This window comes from Paenibacillus sp. Z6-24 (assembly GCF_054161335.1).
In genome coordinates this window covers 679,555-703,667 of record NZ_CP096398.1, presented here as the reverse complement: position 1 = coordinate 703,667, position 24,113 = coordinate 679,555, and the positions used below count along the sequence as shown (strand labels likewise).

The 24,113-nt window shown below is 49.0% G+C and carries 17 protein-coding genes; all 17 read right to left on the bottom strand.

Annotation, left to right across the window (positions count from 1 at the left end; genetic code table 11):
* Nucleotides 1-8 precede the first annotated feature (8 nt).
* The gene (locus M1D61_RS03045; protein WP_458121144.1) at nt 9-1,490 is read right to left on the bottom strand and encodes a tagaturonate reductase; all 1,482 of its coding nucleotides are present in this window, start codon (nt 1,488-1,490) and stop codon (nt 9-11) included.
* A 306-nt stretch (nt 1,491-1,796) separates the two neighbouring features.
* Entirely contained in the window at nt 1,797-2,798 is a 1,002-nt protein-coding gene (locus tag M1D61_RS03040) for a LacI family DNA-binding transcriptional regulator (protein ID WP_458121143.1), read from the bottom strand.
* 186 nt (nt 2,799-2,984) lie between these two features.
* Nucleotides 2,985-4,376 carry a glycoside-pentoside-hexuronide (GPH):cation symporter gene (locus tag M1D61_RS03035; protein WP_458121142.1) on the bottom strand — a complete coding sequence of 464 codons (1,392 nt, stop codon included), beginning with the start codon at nt 4,374-4,376 and terminating at the stop codon, nt 2,985-2,987.
* Between the two features lie 201 nt (nt 4,377-4,577).
* A complete protein-coding gene (gene uxaC, locus M1D61_RS03030) occupies nt 4,578-6,005 on the bottom strand; it encodes a glucuronate isomerase (RefSeq protein ID WP_458121141.1) in 1,428 nt (475 codons plus the stop codon).
* Nucleotides 6,006-6,751: 746 nt separating this feature from the next.
* Nucleotides 6,752-8,164: an argininosuccinate lyase gene (argH, locus tag M1D61_RS03025; protein ID WP_458121140.1), complete on the bottom strand. Its 1,413-nt coding sequence runs from the start codon at nt 8,162-8,164 to the stop codon at nt 6,752-6,754.
* Between the two features lie 8 nt (nt 8,165-8,172).
* Nucleotides 8,173-9,429, bottom strand: a complete 1,257-nt coding sequence (locus tag M1D61_RS03020; protein ID WP_458121139.1) for an argininosuccinate synthase — start codon at nt 9,427-9,429, stop codon at nt 8,173-8,175.
* Nucleotides 9,430-9,575: 146 nt separating this feature from the next.
* The gene (gene argF, locus M1D61_RS03015) at nt 9,576-10,529 is read right to left on the bottom strand and encodes an ornithine carbamoyltransferase (RefSeq protein WP_458122398.1); all 954 of its coding nucleotides are present in this window, start codon (nt 10,527-10,529) and stop codon (nt 9,576-9,578) included.
* Between the two features lie 37 nt (nt 10,530-10,566).
* Nucleotides 10,567-11,808 carry an acetylornithine transaminase gene (locus M1D61_RS03010; protein WP_458121138.1) on the bottom strand — a complete coding sequence of 414 codons (1,242 nt, stop codon included), beginning with the start codon at nt 11,806-11,808 and terminating at the stop codon, nt 10,567-10,569.
* A gap of 59 nt (nt 11,809-11,867) precedes the next feature.
* Nucleotides 11,868-12,671 (bottom strand): acetylglutamate kinase, encoded by an 804-nt coding sequence (gene argB / locus M1D61_RS03005; protein WP_458121137.1) that lies wholly within the window; start codon nt 12,669-12,671, stop codon nt 11,868-11,870.
* A 22-nt stretch (nt 12,672-12,693) separates the two neighbouring features.
* Entirely contained in the window at nt 12,694-13,920 is a 1,227-nt protein-coding gene (gene argJ, locus M1D61_RS03000) for a bifunctional glutamate N-acetyltransferase/amino-acid acetyltransferase ArgJ (RefSeq protein WP_458121136.1), read from the bottom strand.
* A gap of 109 nt (nt 13,921-14,029) precedes the next feature.
* Complete coding sequence (argC, locus tag M1D61_RS02995; protein WP_458121135.1) at nt 14,030-15,082, bottom strand: N-acetyl-gamma-glutamyl-phosphate reductase; 1,053 nt, start codon at nt 15,080-15,082, stop codon at nt 14,030-14,032.
* A gap of 537 nt (nt 15,083-15,619) precedes the next feature.
* Entirely contained in the window at nt 15,620-16,519 is a 900-nt protein-coding gene (locus tag M1D61_RS02990) for a YitT family protein (RefSeq protein WP_458121134.1), read from the bottom strand.
* Nucleotides 16,520-16,856: 337 nt separating this feature from the next.
* Nucleotides 16,857-17,973 (bottom strand): peptide chain release factor 2 gene (prfB, locus tag M1D61_RS02985; RefSeq protein WP_458121133.1). Its coding sequence is split into 2 segments (ribosomal slippage): nt 16,857-17,900 and nt 17,902-17,973, totalling 1,116 coding nucleotides; the frame shifts between segments, so codons are not numbered across the junction.
* A gap of 108 nt (nt 17,974-18,081) precedes the next feature.
* Nucleotides 18,082-20,541: a preprotein translocase subunit SecA gene (gene secA, locus M1D61_RS02980; RefSeq protein ID WP_458121132.1), complete on the bottom strand. Its 2,460-nt coding sequence runs from the start codon at nt 20,539-20,541 to the stop codon at nt 18,082-18,084.
* A 679-nt stretch (nt 20,542-21,220) separates the two neighbouring features.
* Complete coding sequence (gene hpf / locus M1D61_RS02975; protein WP_458121131.1) at nt 21,221-21,793, bottom strand: ribosome hibernation-promoting factor, HPF/YfiA family; 573 nt, start codon at nt 21,791-21,793, stop codon at nt 21,221-21,223.
* Between the two features lie 468 nt (nt 21,794-22,261).
* Nucleotides 22,262-22,459 (bottom strand): cold shock domain-containing protein, encoded by a 198-nt coding sequence (locus M1D61_RS02970; RefSeq protein WP_046216421.1) that lies wholly within the window; start codon nt 22,457-22,459, stop codon nt 22,262-22,264.
* Between the two features lie 312 nt (nt 22,460-22,771).
* On the bottom strand, nt 22,772-23,971 hold the full coding sequence (locus M1D61_RS02965; RefSeq protein WP_458121130.1) for a glycosyltransferase family protein: 1,200 nt from the start codon (nt 23,969-23,971) through the stop codon (nt 22,772-22,774).
* Nucleotides 23,972-24,113 lie beyond the last annotated feature (142 nt).

Below are 24,113 nucleotides of genomic sequence, written 5' to 3'. Positions count from 1 at the left end.
TCAATCATCTAGTGGGACAGCAGCGTATCGGATGCAGTCAGCTCATGCAGCTCATGCAGCGCCTGACGCATCCCGAAAGTGCGGATATTCAGCAGATACTGCGCTGTCTGCTCGGTCAATCCGGCAATTTCGTTCAGACTCATGCCCCAGAATTGTTCCTGACCCAATACATCCCTCACCAGCTGCTCTATTCCCTGAACGGTATCTTCATATCGTGTCCATACCTGTTCAAAATAACCCAGCACCTCTGCATCATCTGCCAGCGCAATCCGCTCTCCATCCCGTTCCCCCCGATAAAAAGCGATCAGTGCAGCCAGCGAGAAAGTGAGCCGCTGCGGCAGCTGCCCCTGCTCTGCTGCATAGGCTGTCAGCGTCGGCAGATCACGGGTTTTGAATTTGGATATCGAGTTGAGAGCGATACTCATCACATAATGTTCCACATACGGATTGCGGAACCGCTCCATTACAGCTGCAGCAAAAGATTGCAGCTCCTCCTCCGGCAGATCCAGCGTCGGCATAATCTCCTCATGGATCAGTTCCCGGATAAAGGCACCGACCACCTCATCGTTGACCGCCTGCCCAACCGTCTCCAGTCCATACAGATAGGCTACCGGCGTAAGCGCCGTATGGGCACCGTTCAGAATTCGCACTTTTCGTGTCCGGTATGGACTGAGATCGTCGACAATCTTGACCTGCAACCCTGCCTCTTCTGCCGGGAATTCCCGGGCTATCCAGTCCGGTCCTTCGATGACCCACAAGTGAAATGGTTCACCTACTACCACAAACTGATCTTCATAACCAAGCTCGGCCGTAATCTCCGGCATACGCTGCTGCGGATAACCCGGCACAATCCGATCGACCAGACTGCAGCAGAACGTATTGGCCTTTTCCAGCCAGTTGATAAATTCGCTCCCTAACCCCCACAGCTTGCTGTACTGCAGCACGATATCCCGAAGCACCGCACCATTACGGTCGATCAGCTCGCACGGGATGATAATAAACCCTTTGGATACATCGCCCTGGAAATGAAGATACCGGCGATACAGCAGGGCAGTCAATTTGCCCGGATAACTGCTCTGCGGCCGGTCATCCAGCCGGTCTTCCGGATTGAAAGTAATCCCTGCTTCGGTCGTATTGGAAATAATAAAGCGCAGTTCCGGCTGCTGTATCAGCTGCTCATAGGCTTCGTAGCGGGCATACGGATCGATGCCCCGGGTTACACATTCCATCACCCGGTGTTCACGCAGCGGCTGTCCGTTTTGCATACCTTCCAGATAGACAGTATATAGTCCATCCTGTTCATTCAATCGCTCCGCCATACCGGTTGGCAGCGGCTGTACAACGACCACTCCGGTATCAAAGCCGGCCTTGCGATTCATCTCATCAATCTGCCAGTCGGCAAAAGCACGCAAAAAGTTTCCTTCTCCAAACTGCAGTACACGTTCCGTATATTCGGTCGCCTGATAATGGGTCCGGTTCAATCGATCCATGGATATCGCCTCCTGTAAATTCAACAATCCAGTACGTTATAGGTCTATTCTAAATTTATGCACACGTTAACAAAATGAGTTAAATCACATTAATTCGTTAAATTATATGCAGCCCTATACAAAAACAGAACGATAAATGGGCTGGCTTCATACTATCCGTTAATGGCTGCCATGGATCGGATGCTGCAGACTCTCTGACTGGCTGCGGTGAGTCCGATGCTGCAGGCCATCTGACTGGCTGCAGCATCTTCACTGTATTGTCTGCCACTATGACGGTTTTTCCCATATAGCCAGCAGTACCCGCATTCAGCCGCGGCGGACAGCGGACTGCCGCTCGACCAGTTCGGTCTCCAGGAAAATCAGTTCCTCCCGGTTGGCATCCTCTTCGATCCGTTCCATAATCTTCTCTGCTCCGTGCGCGCTGATCTCCTCGACAGGCCGCTTCACGGTCGTCAGCGCCGGATTGGTATACCGGGAAAAGTTAATATCATCAAATCCAATCACCGATACATCCTCAGGTACATTCCGTCCGAGTGCATAGGCCGCATTGATCGCCCCGATCGCCATATCGTCATTGGAGCAAAACACAGCGGTCGGCGGCGTTTCCAGCTGCAGCAGCTGACGCATCGCCTGATGCCCGCTCTCGGTCGTATAGTCACCGGCGACCCGGTAGCTGCCTGGTACGGTAATACCGTGCTGCTCCATCGCCTGCAGGAAACCGGCTCGGCGCTGCTCGGTCGACTTGAATCCTTTGAGTCCTTCAATAATCGCAATCCGCTCATGTCCCTGGGCAGCTAGATAGCATCCGGCGTCATAAGAGCCTTCCCGGTCATTGGAAACAATATTGACAAAACCGCCGCCAGGGATCAGCCGATTCAATACGACCAGCGGAATATCTTGCTCCAGTACATGCTGGATAAAGGCATTGTCATCATCGCTCTGGCTCATCAGGATAATCCCGTCAAACCGTTTGCGATGAATGGAACCGAAATCCTCGTATTCATCAATCCCGCGGACGAAAAGATTGTAGCCTACATCAATTACCGAGTTCACCCCGCGAATCGTATCCGCGAAAAAGCTGCTGCTCGTTCCCATCGAAATGCTCGTAAAGAACAGTCCGATCGTATGCGAACGCTGAAGCACGAGACTTTTGGCGTTGTAGTTGGGAATATAGTTCACTTCCCGCGCAATCTCCATAATTTTACGCTTGGTCACTTCCTTGATCAGCGGGCTGTTATTGAGTGCACGTGATACTGTGGTATGAGAGACATTGGCGAGTCTGGCAATGTCCTTGATCGTAGCCGCCATATGCATAACCTTCCTTTTCCGTAACTTGAGTATCCGCCCTGTACATGCGCTCTTGAGGCGCTGCAGTTCCGGCAGATCAGACGTATCGTCTGCTTTCCCCTAAGAATACCATAACTATGCATATTGACCATAACCAGAACTGTCCGGACATGCTGTGCCTTTTATCGCTGCATCCCGTATTCGGTATTACTGCTGATTGCGTATGCGCAGCTCGGCGACGATCTCCTCATGCTTGCTGTCTGTCAGCTTGTACATAAATCCGATAATGACCATGGCAATCGCCAGCGCAATTGCCGGATACAGACAGAGCAGACCTTTGATCCCGAGCAGTGTGCCTGTACTCTGGGCAACGTTTGGAATATAACCGACCAGTCCAAGACCAATCCCGGATAATGTACCTGCCAGTGACTGAGCCAGCTTGCGTGAGAAGTTAAACAACGAATACGTAATACCGTCTTTGCGCTCGCCGGACTCCCATTCTCCATAATCGATAATGTCCGATACAAAGGCCCATGTAATTCCGTTAGGAATACTGATCCCAATAAACGCGATACTGGCGAGAATTGTGAAGAGTACCACATTTGACGGCGCCAAAAAGTTGATTGTATCTGCGACGACACTGACACCGAGTCCGATCAGCGCCGTATTGCGCTTACCGAATTTTTTGACCAGCTTTGGCAGGAACAATACCCCTATAAAGGAAGATCCGATAATAATAAAGTTCATATACGCCATCAGTTCCACATTACCCAGATTGTACTGGGCAAAATACACCAGCATCGCCGACTTGATATTGTAGGCGGAAATAGTGAACACCGTCATCAGCACAAGTACCAGCAGCGGTTTGTTGCTGATAAATGTCTTGATGATCAGCCACGGCGTTAATTTCTCCTTGGGCGGCGCCTGATTCACTACCCGCTCCCGGGTTCCTTTGTAACAGAAAAAGAAAGCGATTACGCCAATCAGCGACATAATGCCCATTACGATCGGATACCCGACCTTCGGATTGGCAAAATGAACAATAATCGGCATCACGATAACGCTTGTCACAAACAACGCACCCAGCGAACCTGCCTGCCGGAACGAAGACAGCGACGCCCTCTCGACCGTATCCTGCGTAATCGCCGCTCCGAGCGAACCGTACGGAATATTAACAAAGGAATATCCGATTCCCCAGATCATATACGAAGCATACGCATAGATCAGCTTGCCGGAGGTCGACAGATTCGGCGAGATAAAGGTTAGGATCGTCAGAATCGCCAGCGCAATGCTGCCCATAATGAGATAAGGTCTGAATTTGCCGCGCGGTCCAATGTTTTTACGGTAATCAATGCTGGAACCGACAATCGGATCGCAGAAGGCAGCAAACAGCTTGCTTGCCGCAAAGATTCCACCGGCTGCAATTGCCGGAATCCCTGCCACATCGGTAAAGAATTTTAACAGATACAACTGGCCCAGGTCGAACATGAATCCGTTTCCAAAGTCACCCATGCCGTACGATATTTTTTCTTTCAAACTGATCTTGGCAGTAACTGCCGGCTCCTCAATCGATACAGGCTTTAATGCTGTAGCTCCCATCCGTAACACTTCCTTCGATCTTTGTAATGGTTTTATTAGTGAAATAATTCACAATATAAGTGTAAATGTACCGCTTGAACAATAAACTGGTTCTGAACCGGATGACAAGCTGCCTTTATAGATAACAGACAGCATGCGTCCTGTTCCTGTATTATTCAAGCGGTCATGTGATACCTTTAATACCTTTGGTCAACTATCTTCTCAGACGCGGCTCGATACAACAGCCGGGAAATTAAAATACTGCTGCGCATTGTTGTAGCAGATGCCCTGAACGAGGCTTTGCAGCAGCTGTGGATCATTCGGCGCTTCGCCGCTCTCCACCCAGGTGCCCAGCAGATCGCAGAGCAACCGGCGGAAATATTCATGCCGGGTATACGACAGGAAGCTGCGGGAATCGGTCAGCATGCCGACGAATCGGGACAGCACGCCCAGATTGCCGAGGATTCGCATCTGCTCGCGAATACCGTCACGATGATCGTTGTACCACCATGAAGTACCGAACTGGATTTTACCAGGAACGCCGCCGCCCTGGAAGCTGCCCGCAGCGCTTGCCAGCACATGATAATCATTTGGATTCAGGGAATACAAAATGGTCTTCGGCAGCCCGCCTGCATTCTCCATTGCATCCAGCAGGGAGACGAGCGGCTGGGCGATCACACCGTCATTGATGGAGTCGTAGCCCGTATCCGGTCCCAGTTTGCCAAAAGCGACCGAGTTGTTGTTGCGCAGCGCATGGATATGCAGCTGCATCGCCCAGCCGAGTTCGGCATACAGACTGCTCAGGAAGACGAGTGTATACGTCTTGTGCTTCGCTTCTTCTTCCGGGCTGACCTGACCCTGTTCCAGCAGTCTGGCAAAAATCTCGGCCGCTTCTTCGCGAGTCGTATCCGCATACATTACTTTATCGATTGCATGGTCGGAGACGCGTCCGCCTGCTTCATGGAAGAAGCGTACCCGTTTCTCCAGTGCAGCCAGGAACTCATCATAGGTACGCACCTCGGAGCCATTCACTTCGCTTAATTGCTGCAGCCATGGCTTGAAGGTCGCACGGTTCACTTCCAGCGCCTTGTCCGGGCGGAAGCTCGGCAGTACCGCTGTCTCGAAGCCGCTAATTTCGCGAATTCGGGCGTGATATTCCAGCGAATCGACAGGATCATCGGTTGTACAGACGACGGTTACTTTGGATTTGGTGATCAGATCACGAGCGCCGAATCCCGGGCCCTGCAGCTGCTTGTTCACCTTTTCCCAGATCATCGGAGCAGACTGCTCATTCAGCAGCTCATATACGCCAAAGAAACGCTGCAGCTCCAGATGGGTCCAGTGATAGAGCGGATTGCCGATCAGCTGCGGCACAGTACGTGCCCAGGCGAGGAATTTGTCATAGTCTTCGGCATCACCGGTAATGTAGCGTTCCTCTACTCCATTCGCCCGCATCACCCGCCATTTGTAATGATCCCCGTACAGCCAGGCTTCGGTAATGTTTTTGAATGTTTTATTTTCGTAGATCTCCTGCGGACTCAGATGACAGTGATAATCGATAATCGGCATATCTTTGGCGGTGTCATGATACAGCCGGATCGCCGTCTCACTGTTTAACAGAAAATTCTCATCCAGAAACTTCTTGGTCATCTTCTTCATTCCCTTCGCGAATAAATGCTGCTATGTCGCTGAATTATCATTGTACACTCAAATTGTTAACGTTAACATTTCTAGTCTCATTGTAGCGCTTTCTGTAGAATACGCAATACCATTTATGGATTTTTCTTGTTACAGTTTTTTGAAAAGAAACAGGCTGTTACTGTAACAGATATCACAGATAAAATGTGTAGGTATCGCTCTCGCTTCCCCGCTGTTTTAGATTTCCCATGGTTTTCCTGCTTACATGACTCTTTCTTTTCATTACATTTAGGCGGTTATTAACGGATATTGCTCTTTTGATATTGAAAATAATAAAAATGATACGTTAATGGCACTGTATGTTTCTCTCCAGACCTTTCCCTGATTACTTCAAAACGTATCTTTCTCATTAGTTCACGTACTTTTTACACCGAATAAAGTCCGTAACAAGCCCGAATCTGAATTTATCGTCTCCATTTGCCATACAAGTTTCTTGAAATTCAAAACGTTAATATGACTTTTGATATAGGCAGCCCTGTCATTCCTCACCATACTCCTGCAAAAATCCAGACCAAAAAGCAGCATTCCCAATGAGAATGCTGCCTGGTTGCAGTGAGTATACTGCTTGTACATGGTCATGCATTCCATCTGATACCAGACTACTGCATACCGAAATGCCGCATACAATACAGGCTTTTGATCGTTACAGCCCGCTTGTCTAACGTTTCATCTCACTTCGACTATTAACTGTATCCTCTTTACTGCGGCTGTGCATAGCCTTCCAGCCACTGTACCGTATGACCCAGCTTCTGCTCGGCGCGTTCAATCGCTGCCGCCACCTGTACCGTCGCTGTACCACCGTATACATTACGGGCATTGACGACCGTCTCCGGCTGCAGCACCTGATAAATGCTGTCATCGAACAGCGGGGAGAATTCCTGGAACTCCTCCAGCGTCAGATCGAGCAAATATTTGCCTTCCTGGATACAGTACAGCACCGTTTTGCCAATCACTTCATGGGCCTGACGGAATGGCAGGCCTTTGCCAACGAGGAAGTCGGCAATATCCGTTGCATTGGAAAAGTCCTTGTTGACCGCTTCGCGCATCCGGCCAGTGTTGACCTTCATTGTAGCGATCATCGGTGCAAACAGCTGCAGTGCACCTTCCAGCGTCGCTACCGTATCGAACATGCCTTCCTTGTCTTCCTGCATATCCTTGTTATAGGCAAGCGGCAGCGATTTGAGCACGGTCAGCAGACCGATCAGATTACCGTACACACGTCCGGTTTTACCGCGTACCAGTTCGGCTACATCGGGATTTTTCTTTTGCGGCATAATGCTGCTGCCGGTACAGAACGCATCATCCAGCTCGACAAAATTGAACTCGGTACTGCTCCACAGCACCAGCTCCTCGCTCAGACGGGACAGATGCGTCATGATCAGCGATGCGCCGGACAGGAATTCTACGATAAAGTCGCGATCACTGACCGCATCCAGACTGTTCTCATAGACCGCATCGAACCCGAGCTGTTCGGCTACAAAATGGCGATCGATCGGGAACGTTGTGCCCGCGAGGGCACCTGCTCCGAGCGGCAGTACATTGATGCGCTTGTAGCTGTCCTTGAGACGGTCAATATCCCGCTCGAACATGGACACATAAGCCATCAGATGATGCGGGAACAGAATCGGCTGGGCACGCTGCAGATGCGTATAGCCTGGCACGATCGTCTCCATATTGCTTTTCGCCTGCGTGATCAGTGATTCCTGCAGCGCATGCAGCAATCCGACCAGCTCTACGACCCGTTTGCGCAGGTACAAATGCATATCGGTCGCCACCTGGTCGTTACGGCTGCGGCCGGTGTGCAGCTTGCCGCCGACAGCCCCCACTTCCTCGATCAGATGCTTTTCAATATTCATATGGATGTCTTCATCCGAGACGGAGAAGTTTACTTCGCCCGCCTGAATTTTGGCCAGTACCTTGTTCAGCCCTGCCTTGATCGTCTCTACATCTTCCGCAGGCACGATGCCGCATTTGCCCAGCATTGTCACATGAGCGAGGCTGCCCTGGATATCTTCTTCTGCAAGTGCTTTATCGAAATGGATGGAAGCTGTATATTCTTCCACCAGATGGTTGGTTTGCTTGGTAAAACGTCCGCCCCATAGTTTGCTCATACTGCCGGTCACACTCCCTGCTTCGCTTGAGTTGCTGCCTGCTGCTGTACCCCTGCGCCCACTCTGAGACGAAGTGCATTCAGCTGGATAAAGCCTGCTGCATCGCCCTGATCATACGCATTGGTCGGATCAGCTTCCATGGTGGCGATATCCGGGTTGTACAGGCTGACCGGGCTGCTGAGACCTGCCGCGATAATATTGCCTTTGTACAGTTTTACTTTGACCGTACCGGTCACATTTTTCTGGCTTTCCGTAACGAGAGCCTGAAGTGCCAGGCGCTCCGGTGCAAACCAGAAGCCGTTGTACACCAGATTCGCATAACGGGTGATCAGGGAATCGCGCAGGCTCATCACTTCGCGGTCCATCGTCAGGGACTCCATTTTGCGGTGAGCAGTGAACAGGATCGTTCCGCCCGGTGTCTCGTATACGCCGCGGCTCTTCATGCCGACAAAGCGATTTTCCACCATATCGACGCGGCCGATGCCATGCTTGCCGCCCAGCTCATTGAGCTTTTCCATAACTTCCAGCGGAGTCATGGACTGGCCATTCAGTGCGACACAGTTGCCTTTTTCAAATTGCAGTTCCAGCATTTCCGGCTGATCCGGTGCATCTTCCGGCGATACGCTCAGTATGAACATATCCTTGTTGCTCGCTGCACTGGCGTCAAAGTCCGGATCTTCCAGCACGCCGCTCTCATAGCTGATATGCAGCAGGTTGCGGTCGGTGGAGTACGGCTTGGCTGCCGAAGCCGTCACCGGGATACCATGCGCTTCGGCATAGGCGATCATCTCGGCACGCCCCGGGAAGTCCGCGCGGAACTGCTCCAGACGCCATGGTGCAATAACCTGAATCTCCGGTGCCAGTGCAGCTGCGTTCAGTTCGAAGCGCACCTGGTCGTTCCCTTTGCCGGTAGCGCCGTGAGCGATAGCGATCGCTCCCTCGGCACGAGCAATCTCCACCATGCGCTTGGCAATCAGCGGACGGGCGATACTCGTTCCGAGCAGGTATTGTCCTTCATACAATGCGCCCGCTTGGAACATCGGATAAATGAAATCTTCGGCAAACTCGGCACGCAGATCGTCGATGTATACTTTGGATGCGCCGGTAGCCAGTGCTTTTTCTTCCAGACCGTCGAGTTCGTCTGCCTGTCCGATATCCGCTGTAAAAGCGATAATTTCGGCATCATAGGTTTCTTTGAGCCATTTTAGAATGATGGATGTATCCAGACCGCCGGAATAGGCGAGTACAATTTTATCTTTAGCCATGAGTAGGTTCCTCCAGTTACTGATTTACTTGGTTGGGTGCAGCTGACGATTATTGTGTATGGGTCATGATCGTTGTGATCATGTTGACGTAAGCAGGATTGGAAATGGATGCTGTTTATCGTATTCATCGTTTAATAATGGAATTGCTAACCGATCAGTGCGGCCATGATTGCTTTCTGGGCATGCAAGCGGTTCTCGGCTTCATCGAAAATGACGCTGTTCGGTCCGTCGATAACACCGGCGCTGACTTCCTCGCCGCGGTGGGCGGGCAGGCAGTGCAGGAAGATATAATCCGGCTTGGCATGGCTCACCAGTGCTTCATTGACCTGATAGTCGGCAAAAGCCTGCTCACGGATCTTCTGCTCTTCTTCGAAGCCCATGCTGGCCCATACGTCGGTATAGATCGCATCGGCATTTCGTACAGCTTCAACCGGATCACGTACGACCTTGATTGTAGCGCCGCTCTCGGCAGCGAGCTGTTCGCACTGCTTGATAACAGCCGGATCCGGTTCGTAGCCTTCCGGACTGGCGACATAGACGTCCAGGCCGACCCGTGCCCCGCCAATCATCAGGGAATGTGCCATATTGTTGCCATCGCCAATATAGGCTAATTTGAGGCCTTTGAGCTGGCCTTTTTGTTCCACGATGGTCTGGAAGTCAGCCAGCACCTGACACGGATGTCCCAGATCGCTCAGGCCGTTAATGACCGGGATATCGGCATATTTCGCCAGCTCGGTGACATTCTCATGGCCAAATGTACGGATCATAATACCATCGAGATAGCGGGACATGACACGCGCCGTATCCGCAATCGTCTCGCCGCGCCCCATCTGGATATCGTTTTTGCTGAGGAACAGTGCATGTCCGCCCAGCTGATACGTTCCTACTTCAAAGGAAACCCGTGTACGGGTCGATGACTTTTCAAAAATCAATCCGACGGTCTTGCCTTCGAGCGGATGATAGATTTCCCCTGCTTTCTGCTTGCGCTTCAGCTCAATCGCCAAATGGATCAGAAAGTTAATCTCATCCGCCGTATAGTCACTCAGTTCGATAAAGTCTTTGCCTTTAAAATGACTGAGTTCCAGCTTGTTCTGCACCATATCTTCCATGTCCCCATTCCCCCTTGATTGCTGCTGTTTAGCTTCCGCTTGGTCCTGACGCGCTAACGACAGGCGCATATTCCTGAATCACTTCATTCAGTATTTGAATCGCCTGGTCGATCTCCTGCTCTGTGATGAGCAGATTCGGCAGCAGACGGATTACATTGGGTCCTGCATTGACGAACAGCAGTCCTTTTTCCTGTCCCGCCATGATCAGTTCATTGACCGGTGATACACATTCAATCCCGATCATCAGACCTTTACCACGGATTTCTTTGACAAAGGAATGACCGGCCAGCTTGTCATGCAGCTGCTGTATCAGATAGTCGCCCATCTTGGCTGCATGCTCCACTACATTCTGCTCCTGCATCGTCTCCAGCGTAGCTATTACCGCAGCCGTTGCCAGCGGTGTTCCGCCAAAGGTCGACCCGTGACTGCCAGCGGTAAAAGCATCCTTGAGATATGCCTTGCCGACCATCGCACCTACCGGGAAGCCGCTCGCCAGCCCTTTGGCCAGAGTGAAGATATCCGGCTCAATCCCGTAATGTTCAAAGGACATCAGCTTGCCTGTACGTCCCATCCCCGTCTGAATCTCATCGATGATGAGCAGCAGTCCATGCTGCTTGCACAGCTCGGCAACAGCCTGCACATATTCCACCTCAGCCGGATACACGCCGCCTTCCGCCTGGATCATCTCCAGCATAACAGCCGCCGTATGCGGTCCAATCGCCGACTGGAGTGCCTCCAGATCATTCAGCGGCACCGTTACGAAGCCGGCAGGCAGCGGATGGAATCCTTCTTTGACCTTGTCCTGTCCGGTCGCTGTCAGTGTCGCCAGCGTCCGTCCATGGAATGACTGGGTAAAGGTAATGATTTCGTAGCGTTCTTCCCCTTTGACCTTTTGCTGATATTTGCGCGCCAGCTTGATCGCCGCTTCATTGGCCTCAGCACCGCTGTTGCAGAAAAATACAGCATCGCCGGAACTCATCGATGTCAGCAGCTGCGCTGCTTTTTCCTGATTCGGAATCTGGAACAGATTGGACGTATGCCACAGTTCATCCAGCTGCCGCTTCAGCTTGTCGGCCACCGCTGTTGGAGCATGGCCCAGATTGGTCACTGCCAGACCACACATGAAGTCCAGATACTTTTTACCGTTCACATCCCACAGATAGCTTCCTTTTCCTTTTGCAAAAGCGAGCGGGTATCGCGCGTACGTCGGAAATAATGCACTTTCTTCGCTTGACTGTGATTGCTGCTGATTACTCGTCGGATTAGCCATACGGGGCACACTCCTCTAATGTGTAGTCAAATGTATGTGAATCACTTATGGACGATCGATCATTTACGAATAATGCGGGTACCTACCGGATCGCCGCTCAGTACACGGCTCAAGATTTGCGGCTCACTGCCATCGACAATGATGACTTCCTGTACCTCTCCCTGGATGCAGGCAATGGCTGCCTTGACCTTGGGAATCATGCCGCCGTAGATTTCACCGGTGGATATCATCTCGTCAATCTCTTGTATGGTAACCTGGGGCAGTACTTTTTTGTCGCCGTCCACCGTGCGCATAATTCCCGGCACATCGGTGACGACGATCATTCGCGGTACACCCAGATGCGAAGCAACAGCACCGGCTGCGGTATCGGCGTTAATGTTATATCGCTGACCGGTTGCATCCACGCCGACCGGGGCGATGACCGGGATATAACCCAGATCGACAATCGCCCGGATAATGGAGGCTTCCACATAAGTCACATCACCGACCAGACCCACCTCTGCCGAGTTACTCACCGGACGCGCCTGAATCAGTCCGCCATCCACACCGGAGATGCCGATGGCTCTGGCTGGGCTGCCCTGAATACGCCGTACGATCTGCTTGTTGATGCTGCCGGACAATACCATTTCCACTACATCCAGCACCTGCTCTGTCGTCTTGCGCAGGCCGCCGACAAATTCCGTCTCAATTCCCAAGCGGGTCAGATTATCTGAAATGGCCGGGCCGCCGCCATGTACAATGACCGGCGTCGTACCCGACTCCTGAATATGCTTCAAATCTTCAAAAAAAGATGCCGGCAGTGCTGCCAGTGTACTTCCACCGCACTTCATGACAAAGGTACGGTCTGCTGCAGTTCCAGTCATGATCATATTCCTCCTGTTTCCATTAAGTACGGTAGGCAGCGTTAATACGAACATAGTCATACGTCAAATCACAGCCCCATGCCCGAGCCTGACCTTCTCCATAATGCAGATCCACCACGATCTGCACCGTATCGCCCTGCAGATACTGCAGGGCCCTTTCTTCGTCAAATGGCACCGGCCTGGAATCGGTCAATACTACAATGTCTCCGAGCCGGATATCCACCGTATTCACATTCACCGGTTCACCGGCACGTCCGACAGCTGCAATGACCCGTCCCCAGTTGGCATCGGCTCCGAACATGGCAGACTTCACGAGGCTGGAACCTATGACGGTTTTGGCAATGGCACGCGCAGACAGATCACTTACTGCTCCATTAACAATAACTTCAACCAGCTTGGTGGCTCCTTCGCCATCTTTGGCAATCGACTTGGCCAGATATTCACATACCTGACGGAAACCCGCTGCAAATGCCTCCCAATCCGGATGTTCCGGCGTCAGCTCCTCGTGTCCGGCGAGGCCGCTGGCCATCGCTACCAGCATGTCATTGGTGCTCGTATCGCCATCCACCGTAATCATGTTAAAGGTCTGATCGGTCGTCGTCCGCAGCAGCTGCTGCAGATTCTCCGCCGAAATGACCGCATCTGTCGTCATAAATGCCAGCATCGTCGCCATATTCGGGTGGATCATGCCTGACCCTTTGGCGGCTCCAGCAATATGTACCTGCCGGCCGTTCACCTGTACTGCCACACCAATTTCCTTTTTCACCAGATCTGTTGTCAGAATCGCCCGGCAAAATTGTTCCGCATGTTCCGGCTCTCCGCCGATGGCTGCCGGCAGCCGGGTAATGCCGGAGGTGACACAGTCCATCTTGAGCAGTTCCCCGATGACTCCGGTAGAAGCTACTGCCACATCCTCTTCAGCGATTCCCAGCTGTCTCGCCGTCTCCGCACGCATCGTATAGGCATCCTGCTCGCCCTGCTGCCCGGTACAGGCATTGGCGTTACCGCTGTTTACCACAACAGCCCGAAGGGTTCCGTTCGTCAGACTCTGCCGGGTCACCTGAAGCGGTGCCGCCTGAAAAAGATTCGTTGTATATACAGCAGCCGCTGCTGCCGGTACCTCGCATACAATAACACCAAGATCATTACACTCTGTTTTTTTCAGTCCGCAATGCAGACCTCCAGCCTGAAATCCTTGCGGAGTCACGATAGTTCCGTTTGGAATCTGCTCAAACCAAGATTCTGACATGATAGTTCCTCCTACTTTTCCGTCGGCAATGTATATTCTGTATAGGTATGCGTACATTTATATGCAATTTCACACGATATCATTCAATAATTCTTCCGAATAAAAATGATTAAGGATATACAGGCAGCATATTCAGCCCGGTGTTCTCCGCCCAGCCCAGCATTCGGTTCATATTCTGGATAGCCTGACCGGCGGCTCCTTTGACCAGGTTGTCGATTACTGAGATAATTGTCATCCGGCCTGTACGTTCGTCCAATGCAAACCCGATATCACAGTAGTTGGAACCGGCCACTTCCTTGGTGGAAGGCCACTGTCCCTGCTTGCGGATACGTACAAATGGACGACCCCGATAATATTCACGATACAGCTCAATCCATTCTTCTTCCGAATGACTGCCTACCGCTGTTCCATACATCGTACTCATAATTCCCCGTGTCATCGGTACGAGATGGGTAGTAAAGGTGACAGTTACCGGCTGACCGGCGGCTTTGCCAAGCACCTGCTCAATCTCGGGAATATGCTGATGTTTATTAATTTTATAAGCTTTGAAGTTCTCGTTCATTTCCGCATAATGCGAAGACAGGCTTGTGCCGCGACCTGCGCCGGATACGCCGGACTTGGCATCAATAATGATGCTGTCTGCCGCCAGCCAGCCTGCTTCCACTCCAGGCAGCAGGCCCAGCAATGTCGCTGTCGGGTAACAGCCCGGATTGGAGATCAGGCGCTTGCCGTGTACGTCATTGCCTTTCCATTCACACAATCCATAGACCGCTTCTTCGAGATAGGATGCTTCCGGTGCATCATGCTTGTACCACTGTTCATAGGTTGCGCTGTCCTTGATCCGGTAATCCCCGGACAGGTCAATGACCCGCAGACCTGCTTCGGCATACTGGGGAACCAGCTTGCTGCTTACTCCCGATGGTGTAGCCAGAAAAACAATATCCGCCTTTTGCGCCGTCTCAGCCGCATCCACTCCATCCAGTTCCATGTCCATTACACCGCTCAGATGGGGGAACTGATCGGACATCGGCTTACCGCTGCTTGAAGCCGAGATGACTGAAGTAATCTCCACCTCCGGATGATGCTGCAAAAAACGAATCAGTTCCACCCCGCCATAGCCGGTGGAACCTACAATCGCTACTCTTGTTTTAACTGAACTCAAGCTCAATTCCTCCTGTTCGGCACATTCTTGGCCTTTGCATTTCCGAATATAAGATGTGTATTATTATACATCCGATGTAATATAAATACAACCTTCATTACGAATGACTGCGCGCAGCAGGCAAAGTGCCATGATTAATAATAACCTGATCTTCCCAGCTTTATTCTTTTCTTTTCAATATTGGGTGTTTTGTCCTTATTTGGTTTAAATTGATCGCTTGTATTTTCCTCATTTAGTAGCTACTTTAGTGAAAATATAAGCACATATGCATATGTAACATTATATTTACAGATGTATCGACTTTCATTTCCTGTTAATTTTCCTTATATGCATGGTTGTATGGTTGTACGTTTTTTTCTACTTACCTTCACACTTCTCTCATCGAAGCGCCAAAAAGCGTGCTGCCCGGTAATCTTCCTACCCGGCAGCACGCTTTTATTATTATTTATACTTCTTATTTTCTTTTTCGTTTTTTACTCTTACTTCTCTATTCTTACCTTTTGTTTGCTCCCTTTGGTTTCAAGCACATACTCAGCCTTATCCAGGCAGCTTGAACCCTTTGCCCAACACTTCATGTGCATTACTGATAATAACAAAAGCGTCCGGATCTACCGCACGGACGATCGTTTTCAGCCGGCTTGCTTCATTTTGCCCGACAACGACCATGAATACAGTTCGTTCGTCTCCTGTATAGCCGCCTTCTGCATTCAGTTTGGTCAGTCCGCGATCGAGGTCATTCAAAATCGCCAGCCGCATCGGCTCGACTTCCTCTGAGATAATATAGGCCACTTTCGAGTTGCTGAATCCCAACTCGACTGCATCGATCATTTTACTCGTTACAAACAGACCGATCAGTGCATATAATGCCTGCTCCGGCTTGAGCAGCAGACCGGCCAGCAGAATGACCGTACCATCCGTTAGAATTACACAGAATGACATGCTAAAACCGGTCAGCTTGTGTATAATCTGCGCCAGGATTGCCATCCCGCCTGTCGATCCCCGGCCGCGAAAGACGATGCCAAGACCCAGACCTACACCAATACCACCATATAATGCACCCAGCAGTGGATTGGTGGTAGGTGCAGGCAGATCACGCGTCAAATAAATAAACATCGGCAGTACAATTGTACCCAGCAGTGACCTTATGCTCGCCTGATGTCCCAGCAGCAGATATCCTGCCACAAACAGCGGAATATTAAATACCCACTGCGTATACGCCGGCTCAATCCCCATAATCTCTGAAGCAATAATCGATATCCCCGCTACTCCGCCGGAAGCGATATGATTGGGCAGCAAAAATAAATTAAACGCCAGTGCCATAATACAGGCTCCGATCACGATCAGAGCGGCATCCCAGCTATTGCGCAGCGGACCGGTCAGCGGAATAATCGGCGGTTTCCTCCTGCGTGAATTGGTCTGAGAAGATGTTGTTGTCATATTATTTATTCACCTGTACCCTATCAAATTTGCATCAGTTGCCGAACAACCCTTACAGATCATATCCCTCATCCGGAATACATATTTCTGTTGCGTTTTTTATTGTAGTGCATATTGTTTATTTCTGAAAGAACATGCGGCAAATAGGTGACACTTTAATCCGGGACCGGGCCACCGCATCTGTGTAAATGCACAAAAATACATCATCCATGTACCCAAAAAATCAATATATCAAAAATCCAACACACCAAAAAAGACCTTCATCCATAAGGCATGAAGGTCTCTATATTTAGTACAACTCTGTCCATACTATTGGAATATGATTGTTGTAATATTCTTACTGATCCACTTCCACTTTCAGCTGGCTGCGCAGATATCCATCGATAAATGGATCCAGGTCCCCGTCCATTACCGCTCCAATATTACCTGTCTCCACCTGGGTACGATGGTCTTTGACCATGCTGTACGGATGGAATACATAGGAGCGAATTTGGCTGCCCCAGGCAATCTCGGATTGCTCACCACGGATTTCATCCAGTTGTTTGCGTTCTTCTTCGATTTTGCGTTCATACAATTTAGAACGCAGCATCGTCATTGCACGCTCACGGTTTTTGATCTGGGAACGTTCGGTCTGACAGCTGACGACTACGCCGGATGGCAAATGCGTAATCCGGACAGCAGAGTCAGTCGTATTGATATGCTGACCGCCCGCGCCGCTGGCACGGTACGTATCCACTTTTAGATCTTCCGTACGAATCTCGATCTCGGTATCATTGGTAATCTCGGGTACCACATCACAGGATACAAAAGACGTATGACGACGGCCCGAAGAGTCGAATGGAGAAATACGCACCAGACGGTGTACTCCTTTTTCCGCTTTCAGGTAGCCGTAGGCATTATAACCTTTGATCAGCAGAGTAACGCTCTTAATCCCTGCTTCATCGCCTGGCAGATAATCCATTACTTCCACCTTGAAGCCGCTCTTCTCTGCCCAGCGTGTATACATCCGCAGCAGCATGGAGCCCCAGTCCTGGGATTCCGTGCCGCCTGCACCCGGATGAAGTTCCAGAATCGCATTCAGCTTGTCATACGGCTCATTGAGCAGCAGCTGCAGTTCGAACTCTTCCAGCTTTTTGACCAGCGCCTGTACGCCGGAAGTGACTTCCTGTGCCAGTTCTTCATCGTTTTCCTCGTCGGCCAGTTCAGCCATCAGGCTGATATCGTCATATTCCTGCTGCAGTTTGTTGTACTGGTCTACCGATCCTTTGACCGCATTCATCTCTGCAATGACCTCTTGAGCCGATTCATTGTCATCCCAGAAATCCGGAGCCGACATTTTCACCTCAAAGTTACCGATCATTTCATTTTTGAGATCTAAGTCAAAGAGACCCCCTAAGGTTGGATAATTTTTGAGCCATTTCACGCAGATCATGCTTTACATTCGGTTCGATCATGAACATTCACCTCTTCGTTAGTATACGATTCCTTTATCCGAGAAAAGACACCCACAACCATGGTGAGTGTCTCCCGGTATCCTCTGCTGCCTGGTTCGATAACCTTAATTATCTGCGTCTGCGACGGCGTTCTTCACGGGAAGGACGTTTCTCTGCCGCTTCGGAGCTGTTGGTACTGACTTTGCTTGTATCCACAACCGCCTGACGTTCCTGCTGGCTTTGGCTCTGGATCTGTGCTCTCATTACATAGCCGGCAACTTCCTCTTGGATGTCTGCCACCATCTGATTGAACATTTCAAAGCCTTCAAACTGGTATTCACGCAGTGGATCGGTACCACCGTATGCACGCAGGTGGATACCCTGACGGAGCTGTTCCATCGCATCGATATGGTCCATCCATTTACGGTCAACCGCACGCAGAACAACCACTTTCTCGAATTCGCGGATTGTTTCTTCCCCGATTTCCTTTTCACGCTGCAGATAACGCAGTTCCACACGCTCGAAGAGGTAGTTGACCATCTCTTCTTTTTCTTTCTCATGCAGCTCGGACTCATCTACGGTATTCTCAATCAGGAAGTTGTTGTTTACATAGTCTGCCACTTCCTGCAGTTCCCAGTTTTCCGGAATATCATCATTACAGTGAACTTCAACCACACGTTCGATACAAGGCTTGATCATCTGCAGAACAACCTCACGGATATTCGCCGATTCCAGCACTTCACGACGCTGTTTGTAGATGATTTCACGCTGCTTGTTCATCACATCATCATACTGCAGGACGATTTTACGCATATCAAAGTTACTGCCTTCGACGCGGCGCTGTGCAGATTCAACCGCACGCGTAATCATCCGGCTCTCGATCGGCTGGTCTTCTTCAAAGCCCAGCTTTTCCATCATATTCATGACATTATCCGCACCAAAGCGCTTCATCAACTCATCGCCCAGTGACAGGTAGAACTGGGTAGAACCCGGGTCACCCTGACGACCGGCACGACCGCGCAGCTGGTTATCGATCCGGCGGGATTCGTGACGCTCTGTACCGATAATGTGCAGACCGCCCACTTCCGCGACGCCTTCACCCAGAATGATATCCGTACCGCGACCGGCCATATTGGTAGCGATCGTTACCGTCCCCGGCTGACCGGCACGGGAGATAATTTCCGCTTCTTCGGCGTGGTACTTGGCATTCAGTACCTGGTGTTTGATGCCTTTGCGTTTCAGCATTTCGGACAACAGCTCCGAGTTCTCGATGGAGACTGTACCGACCAGTACCGGCTGGTTTTTCTCATGACGACGTACAATCTCATCGACGACAGCACGGAACTTGCTTTGTACGCTCTTGTATACAACGTCCGGAGCATCCTGACGCTGATTCACGCGGTTCGTTGGAACCTGCAGTACTTCGAGACCATAGATTTTTTTGAACTCTTCTTCCTCGGTTTTTGCTGTACCGGTCATACCTGCCAGCTTTTTGTACATACGGAAGTAGTTCTGGAACGTGATCGTTGCCAGCGTCATGCTTTCATTTTGTACATCGAGGTTTTCCTTGGCTTCGATTGCCTGGTGCAGACCATCGCTGTAACGACGGCCGGCCATCAGACGTCCGGTAAATTCATCGACGATCAGAACTTCACCATCGGCTACGACATAATCCACATCACGGTGCATGATAGCATTCGCTTTGAGCGCCTGTACCACGTGATGGTTAATCGTTACATTGCTATTATCATACAGGTTCTCCAGACCAAAGAAGTTCTCGGCCTTTTCAACGCCTGCTTCAGTCAGAGCTACGGATTTTACTTTGATATCGACGGTGTAATCATCTTCAGCCTTGAGGCTTTTCACAAAACGGTCAGCTGCAAAATACAGTTCGGTCGATTTCTGTGCCTGACCGGAGATGATCAGTGGTGTACGGGCTTCATCGATCAGAATGGAATCGACTTCATCAATGATACAGAAGTGCAGCGGACGCTGTACCATCTGTTCTTTGTACAGCACCATGTTGTCACGCAGATAGTCAAATCCAAACTCATTGTTTGTACCGTACGTAATATCGCAGGCATAAGCAGCCTGTTTCTCCTCATGCTTCATACCGCTGAGGTTAACACCGACTTCCATGCCCAGATAGTTGTAGATACGACCCATTTGCAGGCTATCCCGTTTGGCCAGATAATCATTGACCGTAACGACGTGGGCGCCTTTGCCTTCGAGTGCGTTCAGGTAGACCGGCAGCGTACCTACCAGCGTTTTACCTTCACCTGTTCTCATCTCGGCAATTTTTCCTTCGTGAAGAGCAATACCGCCGACCAGCTGTACGTCAAAATGACGCATGCCCAGCTGACGTTTCGAAGCTTCACGCACAGTGGCAAAAGCTTCGGGAAGCAGCTGTTCAAGCGTTTCACCTTTTTCCAGACGTTCGCGGAATTCAGCGGTTTTCCCCTGAAGTTCATCGTGGGAAAGTGCTTCAAATTCCTTTTCCATATTGTTGATGATGTCAACCGTCTTCATAATTCGTTTAACATCACGCTCATTTGTGTCACCAAATATTTTCTTAACGATACCTAGCATGGTTAACCCCTTTCGCGCTAAACAGAGATGGATTATTGAATAAATGGAAATTACACGACGCTTCCGGGGGATTATTCAATAACCTCAGTTGCAATAAATTGTACCAGTTTCAGGTAAATGCCGCAACAAATCGGCTATTTCCGGAGGCAAAATCATATAATGATGCAGCAATATATTTTGCTTTATAAGAATCGCTTTTATTGGAAATTGCGTTTCAAGTTTCGAACGCTGAATCGTAAACTTACTTCAACGTGCACAAGCCGTCTTTTGATCAGGTCTTGCATTTCATAAGGTGTAGGCTACAACAATCAAGTTCAATAGGACACAAGATAAATATATCCCGTGCCTGGCTGTATCCATATGGTATTCATTACTGTGAATAATACTGCGTATACTTATACGTATAAAAAGCAAAAATGTTTCATTATGTCGGTGATACGGATCAGATCGGCCATGACTGAACAGTTAAGCCGGGGTCTGCCGCTGTGTATGCAGGCTGCAAGGCTGTTCTGCAGGATGCATCAGCGCTTGGAACACTCTATATAGTATACTCCACTTTGGGCAGGATTGCACTTCTTTCACGGCGGCCAGGCTGTATTCCGTGCCAGCCTGTACCTGCATGATCAGGCCGCTAAAAAGCCCCGTCCGGTTGGACGAGGCTCTATTACATTTACGTATATTATTCTTGTTCAATCAGGCCGTATTTACCATCATCACGACGGTAGACCACATTGACCTGCTGGCTGTTAATGTTCGAGAATACAAAGAATGTATGCCCGATCAGATTCATTTGCAGAATGGCTTCTTCAACGTCCATCGGCTTCAGGAGGAAGCGTTTGTTACGGACGATTTCGAATTCATCGCTTTCCACTTCCACGTCTGCATCTTCATCTACTGCGAGAGAAGCCGCAGTTGGATCTTCTACGAAGAATGACTTCAGATTTTCGTCATTTTGACGGAATTTCCGGTTCAGCTTTGTTTTGTGCTTGCGGATCTGACGCTCCAGTTTGTCGACAACAGAGTCGATAGAAGCGTACATATCTTCGCTGCGATCCTCAGCACGCAACAGCAGGCCGGGGAGAGGAATTGTAACCTCAACGGTAAAGCGTCCGCGATTGGAACTTAGTGTAACCATACCGTCGGATACGGGAGGTGAATCGAAGTACCTTTCAAGTCTGTTAAGCTTTTTGTCCACATAATCTTTAATAGCATCTGTGACATCAAAGTGTTGACCTCGAATAGCAAAATTCATAGAGCATTCCTCCTTTAGGGAATTATAACATAGATGTTAGCGGCAAGTAAAAGGAGCGTTAAAGGAAAGAAGCTGTGATTTATAGAAAATTGATGACCGACTGCTACAGCGTCTGTTCAAGCTCATTACAAGCCGGAATATTGTTGCGATAGCATGGATGACAGTAGGCACAGAAACGCCTGTTTATATTCACTGACTGTACCCATATGGAATGTGTATATTGTGTAAGATTGTGCAGTCGGCAAAAGATGGTTCTGCTTTGTTCTTAACCTGTTTTGGCTGGATTGAATAGGCCGGAAAACGGGTATTGGCAAGCAACTTTTATTGCTGATTGTCGTCTATGTATACCGATATTGGAACAAGCCGTACATACTGAAAAAGACCCCGGAATCTACCGGAGTCTTAGCTAATTGTTCAAATGTAACCATCAGAATTACCTATGTAAGGTCGGCATGCGCCAAGGGATGATTATAATTTGATAACGTTAGCTGCTTGAGGTCCACGCGCGCCTTCGACAATGTCGAATTCTACGGATTGGCCTTCTTCAAGCGTCTTGAAACCTTCGGACTGGATTGCGGAAAAGTGTACAAATACGTCTCCGCCTTCTTCTGTCTCGATGAAGCCGTAACCTTTTTCTGCGTTAAACCATTTTACTTTACCTTGCATGCAATAACATTCCCTTCGTTATCAAATAAATAAGCTTCGCTTACATTTCTGAATATACCATCTCTGGTTGGAAAATGTCAATTGGAAAAGAAAAGGTTTTATTGTAATTTTATTACATAAAAAAGGTATATCATGTATTTATTTATGGATTGCAATAACCATTAATTTTTACCCTGGTTGCTTAAAGTAGAACCAGCTAAAACTATTACAATATGCTGGCACCTTGATTATGCTAAGTTCAGTATTCAACATTCCTGTTGCCTCTCAAAAGCAAATAGCTTAAAGAACTGTTGAAATATATGTTTAAGCTGGTCAACCCACTAGGTTCGTATGAATAAATACAGCTTCCAATATGTTCGCAGCCCGGTGTCTCCACTGATGACCTGTTAAAACAAGAGAACGACCATTATCAGCGATATTTTGAAGAGAATCTGGGGCAGCTAGAGATTTACTTGCCACTTGTGCAGCATCTTCAATATCTTTAAAAAATAATATATTTTCACCTGCTTTAAAAGTATTCTCAAAATAAGGCGAAGGTAATGTCATTGAAACAGCACCAGCTGCTGCCGTATCGAACACTCTTTCATGTGAATATTGATTATAAGTAGAAAAAGCATTGACGACCAATTTCGAATTTTGCATAGTTCGCAGCATCTCAGGATAGGGAAGAGCCGGCGAAATTCTAATCTTCTGTTTGGCATTCTTGAATTTTTCCCATCCGTTCCCGGCAACAAATATATTTTCATTCTTGAGAGCCAGCACGAGATCGTGTCGAAATCTCCTTCTCAAATATGTATCTGCTATCCGCAAGAACTCATAGGATTTATCATTGTAAAAGGTATCAAAAAGAAACCCTTTGCTAGATAAAACTTGTTCGAATGACTGCTGCAAAGTATGGGATGGGTATGCTAAAGCACACTCTATTACTTGCTCCATCATATTGGCAAGTGGCGAACTCCAATCTTTCCACATTTCCCGTGTCTCTTCTGGATCTCCATATCCTCCAGGCATAAACATATCAATCTCTCTATCCTTGACTGCTTTCAACTCTAGATCTGGTCCATTAATGTGACTTGCAGCATGAGGCAAAGCAATTGCTGTACTGCTATTCATTAAATGATCCTTAGCAAATGTGGCTTGGTTAAAATCTAAGAATGAATACATATGCTGATTGTTTTTTGATGATTTATCTTGCTTGCGTAATCGCTGTACATGATAAATAGGATGATCAACAAAGAAAGAAAAAAAGGGTATATCAATCTGTTCGTGTAACCGTCTTCCTTCACTCAGTGTGATATCACTTCCAATCCCATTAAAAGAAAAAATAAAAAATACTTGGCCTTCTTGCAGTATTTCAAACAACTCTATAAGAGCCTGTTTCCCTTTAACAAGATCGATAATAATTACATCATAATTATATTCTCTAAATCCTTCTGCCAAGTCGTCTACAAAGTAACGAAGTACATCATACTGGCTTTGTCCTTTATACATAATAATTTTAGGAATGGTCATCGCTCTACCCCTTACAATTTTAATTATATAAATAGATGAATACTGCATTAGGAGCACTGCTGGGCAGTGCTCTACAACATACTGCCAAAGAGGAGTTGGAAATGAACAAATAACTCTAAAGAATTTGTACTACAAGTATACT

Excerpts from the sequence above, each read along its gene's own strand:
- M1D61_RS03045 (WP_458121144.1), bottom strand. The coding sequence starts at position 1,490 with ATGGATCGATTGAACCGGACCCATTATCAGGCGACCGAATATACGGAA.
- M1D61_RS03040 (WP_458121143.1), bottom strand. The coding sequence starts at position 2,798 with ATGGCGGCTACGATCAAGGACATTGCCAGACTCGCCAATGTCTCTCAT.
- M1D61_RS03035 (WP_458121142.1), bottom strand. The coding sequence starts at position 4,376 with ATGGGAGCTACAGCATTAAAGCCTGTATCGATTGAGGAGCCGGCAGTT.
- uxaC (WP_458121141.1), bottom strand. The coding sequence starts at position 6,005 with ATGACCAAGAAGTTTCTGGATGAGAATTTTCTGTTAAACAGTGAGACG.
- argH (WP_458121140.1), bottom strand. The coding sequence starts at position 8,164 with ATGAGCAAACTATGGGGCGGACGTTTTACCAAGCAAACCAACCATCTG.
- M1D61_RS03020 (WP_458121139.1), bottom strand. The coding sequence starts at position 9,429 with ATGGCTAAAGATAAAATTGTACTCGCCTATTCCGGCGGTCTGGATACA.
- argF (WP_458122398.1), bottom strand. The coding sequence starts at position 10,529 with ATGGTGCAGAACAAGCTGGAACTCAGTCATTTTAAAGGCAAAGACTTT.
- M1D61_RS03010 (WP_458121138.1), bottom strand. The coding sequence starts at position 11,808 with ATGGCTAATCCGACGAGTAATCAGCAGCAATCACAGTCAAGCGAAGAA.
- argB (WP_458121137.1), bottom strand. The coding sequence starts at position 12,671 with ATGACTGGAACTGCAGCAGACCGTACCTTTGTCATGAAGTGCGGTGGA.
- argJ (WP_458121136.1), bottom strand. The coding sequence starts at position 13,920 with ATGTCAGAATCTTGGTTTGAGCAGATTCCAAACGGAACTATCGTGACT.
- M1D61_RS02990 (WP_458121134.1), bottom strand. The coding sequence starts at position 16,519 with ATGACAACAACATCTTCTCAGACCAATTCACGCAGGAGGAAACCGCCG.
- secA (WP_458121132.1), bottom strand. The coding sequence starts at position 20,541 with ATGCTAGGTATCGTTAAGAAAATATTTGGTGACACAAATGAGCGTGAT.
- hpf (WP_458121131.1), bottom strand. The coding sequence starts at position 21,793 with ATGAATTTTGCTATTCGAGGTCAACACTTTGATGTCACAGATGCTATT.
- M1D61_RS02970 (WP_046216421.1), bottom strand. The coding sequence starts at position 22,459 with ATGCAAGGTAAAGTAAAATGGTTTAACGCAGAAAAAGGTTACGGCTTC.
- M1D61_RS02965 (WP_458121130.1), bottom strand. The coding sequence starts at position 23,971 with ATGACCATTCCTAAAATTATTATGTATAAAGGACAAAGCCAGTATGAT.